The sequence below is a fragment of the Melaminivora alkalimesophila genome (genome assembly GCF_000282995.1).
Lineage (GTDB): Bacteria > Pseudomonadota > Gammaproteobacteria > Burkholderiales > Burkholderiaceae_C > Melaminivora > Melaminivora alkalimesophila.
On sequence record NZ_ALEE01000566.1, the window covers coordinates 1 to 1,366 of the forward strand.

A 1,366-nucleotide genomic window follows, 5' to 3' on the forward strand; every position below is an offset into this window, starting at 1 on the left:
CCTGAGCTTCGCCCGCCAGAGCGAAGTCAACCTGTCGGGCGGCTTCGGCATGGTGCGCCTGGGCAACTTCATACCCGAGTCCTATTTCGCCACCGCCGACTACGTGAGCATGCACAACCATGAAACCGGCACGTCCTCTGACGCTTTCTACTACGACCCCGTGTGGTTCGGCGGCCTGAGCACCAAGAACAAGATCGGCTATCGCACCCCCAGCCTCGGCGGCCTCACGCTGGACGTGGCGGTGAATCTGCACGAGCAGACCACCGGGGGCAAGAACGGCTATGACCTGGCAGCCAACTACAACGTCGGCGCCATCAACCTCGGCGCCGGCTACAGCCAGACCGATGGCAACAAGCAGCTGGGCCTGCGTGGCCTGTACACCATGGGTCAGTTCGTGGTTGGCGGCTACTACCAGCGCAACGACGAGGACATCCTGGGCACGCGCAACAACTACCGCCTGGCCTTGGCCTACATGATGGGCGCCTCCGAGTTCCACGTGAACGTAGGCCGCGCCAGCAAGTGGAAGAACGTCGCCGACAGCGCCGCCACGCAGTGGACGCTGGGCTACAACTACAACCTGAGCAAGCGCACCAAGGCCTATGCCTTCTACACCAAGGTGGACAACAAGGCTGGCGCAGACTACATGACCGGCGCTGCCGGCGTGGATTTCAGCTCCTTCGCCGTCGGCCTGCGCCACAACTTCTGATTTCCGGCAGCGCAAGCTGCTCCCCCTGCAGGCCGTGCCATCAGCGCAAACGGCCTGCCACTGGAAATCCAGAGACCCTGCACACCCGTGCAGGGTTTTTTTTTGGCCGCCCGGCCTCACCTTCGCCCCCATGACCCACGGCCTCATCCGCATCCAAGGTGCCCGCCAGCACAATCTGAAAAACCTCGACCTGGACATCCGCACCGGTGAGCTCACCGTGGTGACCGGCCCCAGCGGTTCGGGCAAGTCCAGCCTGGTCTTCGACACCCTGTACGCCGAGGGCCAGCGCCGCTACGTGGAGACCTTCAGCGCCTACGCGCGCCAGTTCCTCGACCGCATGGACAAGCCGGCGGTGGACAAGGTCGAGGGCGTGCCGCCGGCGATTGCCATCGACCAGACCAATCCGGTGCGCAGCTCGCGCTCCACCGTGGGCACCATGACCGAGCTGAACGACCACCTGAAGCTCCTGTTCGCCCGCGCCGGCCAGCTTTTTGACCGCCAGAGCGCGCAACTGGTGCGCCACGACACGCCCGACAGCATCTACGCCGAACTGCTGGCGCGCGCCGCCGAGGCGGGCGATCCGCGGCTGGTCGTCACCTTTTCCGTGGAGCTGCCGGGCAACACCGGCGCCGAGGAGGTGCAGCAGTGGCTGGCCGCCAG

At 65.4% G+C, this 1,366-nt stretch carries 2 protein-coding genes; both read left to right on the forward strand.

Features of this window, described 5'->3' with window-relative positions:
* A partial coding sequence (locus tag A612_RS11080) for a porin (protein WP_019374549.1) occupies positions 1-706 on the forward strand: 706 nt, incomplete at its 5' end.
* A gap of 130 nt (positions 707-836) precedes the next feature.
* Positions 837-1,366: ATP-binding cassette domain-containing protein (locus tag A612_RS11085; RefSeq protein ID WP_040436671.1), on the forward strand; the 530-nt coding region annotated here is incomplete at its 3' end.